General features: G+C 63.7%; 1 protein-coding gene and 1 pseudogene. Both read right to left on the bottom strand.

Annotation, left to right across the window (positions count from 1 at the left end; all coding sequences use genetic code 11):
- Window positions 1-7: 7 nt before the first annotated feature.
- Entirely contained in the window at window positions 8-2,446 is a 2,439-nt protein-coding gene (locus AC1HIY_RS15750) for a sensor histidine kinase (RefSeq protein WP_479577759.1), read from the bottom strand.
- Window positions 2,447-3,370: 924 nt separating this feature from the next.
- Window positions 3,371-3,484, bottom strand: a pseudogene (locus tag AC1HIY_RS15755) (ATP-binding protein); the annotation flags it as partial.

A 3,484-nucleotide genomic window follows, 5' to 3' on the forward strand; every position in this document is an offset into this window, starting at 1 on the left:
CGGGCCGTCAGATCGGGAAGTAGATGGTGAAGGCCGAACCCGACCCCGGTTCGCTCTCGACCTCGATGTATCCGCCGTGGTCCTCGATGATCTTCTTCACCAGTGCCAGTCCTAGGCCGGTGCTTCCGTTCGTCGAGAAGCCCGCTTCGAAGATCTGCCCCCGGGCGGTTTCCGAGATGCCCGTGCCGGTATCCATCACTTCGAGCACGACGTAATCGCCCGGGGCATCCTTGCCGGGCAACCGCAAGGCGTGTGCCGAATAGGTGGCGAGCGTGATCAGGCCGCCGTCGGGCATGGCGTTGAGGGCATTGGTCAACAGGTTGTCGAGCACGGAGGCGATCTGCTCGGCATCGATGCGGACGGGCGGCAGGCTCGGCCCCGGCTTCAGATCCATGCTGATGTCGGCGGGCAGGCGGGACCCCAGACGCTTCGCCTGGTCATTGAGGAAATCGTTGAGCGTCGTCTCCCGGCGGTCGGGTTCGTCGAGGTCGACGAACTTCATGAAATTGCGCGTCATCTGCCGGAGGTGTTCGATGCGGTCGGTGATGCGCTGCACGTAGCCGTCGTAGACGACCGCTTCGGCGGGGCTTCGGCGCTGGTATTCGAGCTGAAGGCGCTGGAGCGTGAGCAGGATCGAGGTGAGCGGGTTCTTCAGGTCGTGGGCGATGCGCTGGGCCATGAGGCCCCAGGCGCGGTAGTCTTCGGCGTCGTACGAGGCGTGTTTGCTGAGCGTGAGCAGCCAGTGCGGATGCGTTTCGCCCTGGAGCACGATCGGGTCGGCGGTGACGAAGAGCGGGCCCTGCGCCGCCTCGAGACGGCGGGAGAGGTGCGTGGGGGGGCTGCTGCGGAGTTCCTCGAAGAAGGCTTTCAGTGCTTCCGGCGGACCGTCCTCGAGCCAGGGACGGGCGGCGGCGTTGGCCCGGAGGATGCGCCCCTTCGGGTTGAGCAGGAGCCACCCTTCCCGGGCGGCGGCTTCATGGGCGGTGCAGACACGCTCGACGAGGCGGGTGTGTCTCGCCTGACGGCGGACGGCCACCACCGCGCCGACCGCCAGCGCGAAGCCCAGCACCCACAGCGCCGGGGCGCCGTACCGGTAGAACCACCAGAGCCGGTTCGGAACCAGTTCGTATGCCGTCGAATGGGTGTCCTTCGTCACCAGCAGGTAGGACGGTCGGCCCACTCCCGCCCGGAAGGTATCATAAGCGGTGTTGTTCCTGAAATCGTCGGGGACCGCTGCGATGGGGGAGAGGTCCGTGTGCAAGACGAGCGCCCCTCTTTTGGAAGCGTCAAGCAGGACCAACTCCTGCCATCCGTCGTCGTCGAGGTCGGGTAAAATATTGATGTTGGTGATCGATCTCTCAAACGAGTGTACGGTATGGCGCCATCCGTCGGGGTCCAGCACGTGAAGTGAGTTCGGCTTCTTGAAGAATAAGAGTTCCAGGTCACCGTCGTGGTCGAGGTCCACCGGCCAGGGACGCACGAGCGGCTCGTTAAGGGTTTTGAGCCCGACGCTGCGCCACGGGTCGGGGAGGATTTCCCGGATCACGATCTGGTGTTCGGCAGAGGGCGCTGCGGTCGTAACGGTCCAGAGGGATTTTCGCCCGTCGTTATTGAAGTCCTCGTAATAGCTGTAGACCTGGGCGCCGGTGGTGTTCCAGCTCGTATCCACCCGCACGCGGTCGCCGAGTTCGAAGATGATCGAATAGGACTGGTCGTCCGAGAAGCCGCCCGCCACGGCGCCGTTGTTCGGCGCGTAGCCATCGGTGACGAGTTCGATGCGCCCGTCGCGGTCGACGTCGTCCAGAGCGCGCATTTCCGTGATGGCCCCGACGATTTTCTCGCCGGTCTTCTCGCCCTCCGGCCACGACAAAACCATCACCCCGCGCGGGAGGCGGGCATACAGGGTCTGGAGGACGATGACCATTTCCGGCTTACCGTCCCCGTTCACGTCGGTCAGTCGCAGCGCTTGCACCCGGGGGTCCCAGGGATAGACGGAGCCGTCCTCCGCATCGATGCGGGGCGCGCCGGTCGTGAGGAAGACGCTCATTTTTTTCTTCCCGTCGTGGTCGAAGACGGTGATGAAGAGCGAGTCGTTGCGCACGTATGGGAGGAGGATCTCCAGCGCCTTGCCGGGAAGCACGTCGCAAAACAGGGGGCTTCCCGCCGGTCTCCCTGCGACATGGATTTCGTCGACGACCTGCCCCGAATGGCGTTTCAGGACGTAGGAGAGGGGTCTGGGAGGGTTGGAAGACGAAGAGAAGGGTTTGCCTTCCAGGTACTCGTCCTGACCGTCGCCGTCGAGGTCGCCCGGGAAGATCGGGTAGGGATACTCGTGGGCCACGGCGCGGAAGGGGAGGCCGCGCGGGTCGTACGGGTCATCGAGGCATCCGGTGAGCGCGAAGCTCGCGGCGAGAAGCAGGGGAAGAAGCAGTCGGGGAGAAGACATGAGGCCGAGTTATCAAAAATTATCGTCATTTCGAATGTGCATATCCCTCTCGAAACTCAAAATATATTCCATAAAGATGAAAGACACCGTCTGCCCCCGAAAATATCTCACATCCGGCCCCTTTCATGGAGAGCAATCCATGCAAAAACCCCGGGCAGATTCTTTCTGAGAAGAGAAGAGATGAAGATTGCAGCGGTAATCGAGGGGTATACGGCTCTCGATAAATCTAACGGGCCGTGTGAGCCCTTCCCCCTTTCGAGGGGAAGGGGGGCGTAGAGAGGTAGGCCCTTTCACCATGGTTGTTTGGTATTTGATGCAGCGCGTTCAGAGCGCGGGTCAACCCCCCTCCGTCGCTTCGCGCCACCTCCCCCCGGGAGGGGGAGGGTTTTTAGAGTCGGCACGGGCCGTGTGAGCCCTTCCCCCTTTCGGGGGGAAGTACCCCGCAGGGGGGATGGGGGGCGAGAAAGGACGAGCGGTCGCTGCGTGCATACCGCTTCTCCCGGCGCGTTCAGAGCGCGGGTCAACCCCCCTCCGTCGCTTCGCGCCACCTCCCCCCGGGAGCGGGAGGGTTTTTAGAGCCGGCACGGGCCGTGTGAGCCCTTCCCCCTTTCGAGAGGAAGGGGGGCGTAGAGAGGTAGGCCCGTTCACCATGGTCGTTTGGTGTTTGAGGCAGCGCGTTCAGAGCGCGGGTCACCCCCCCCTCCGTCGCTTCGCGCCACCTCCCCCCGGGAGGGGGAGGGTTTTTTGAGCGGGCACGGGCCGTGTGAGCCCTTCCCCCTTTCGAGGGGAAGCACCCCGCAGGGGGGGATGAGGGGCGAGAAAGAACGAGCGGTCGCTGCGTGCATACCGCTTCTCCCAGCGCAACCGGTGCGAAATACGCCGTTTGTCATATCGCTCAGAATCAGAGCCGGCGGGCCGTCAGATCGGGAAGTAGATGGTGAAGGCCGAACCCGACCCCGGTTCGCTCTCGACCTCGATGTATCCGCCGTGGTCCTCGATGATCTTCTTCACCAGTGCCAGTCCTAGGCCGGTGCTTCC

It is taken from the genome of Rhodocaloribacter sp. (assembly GCF_056451265.1).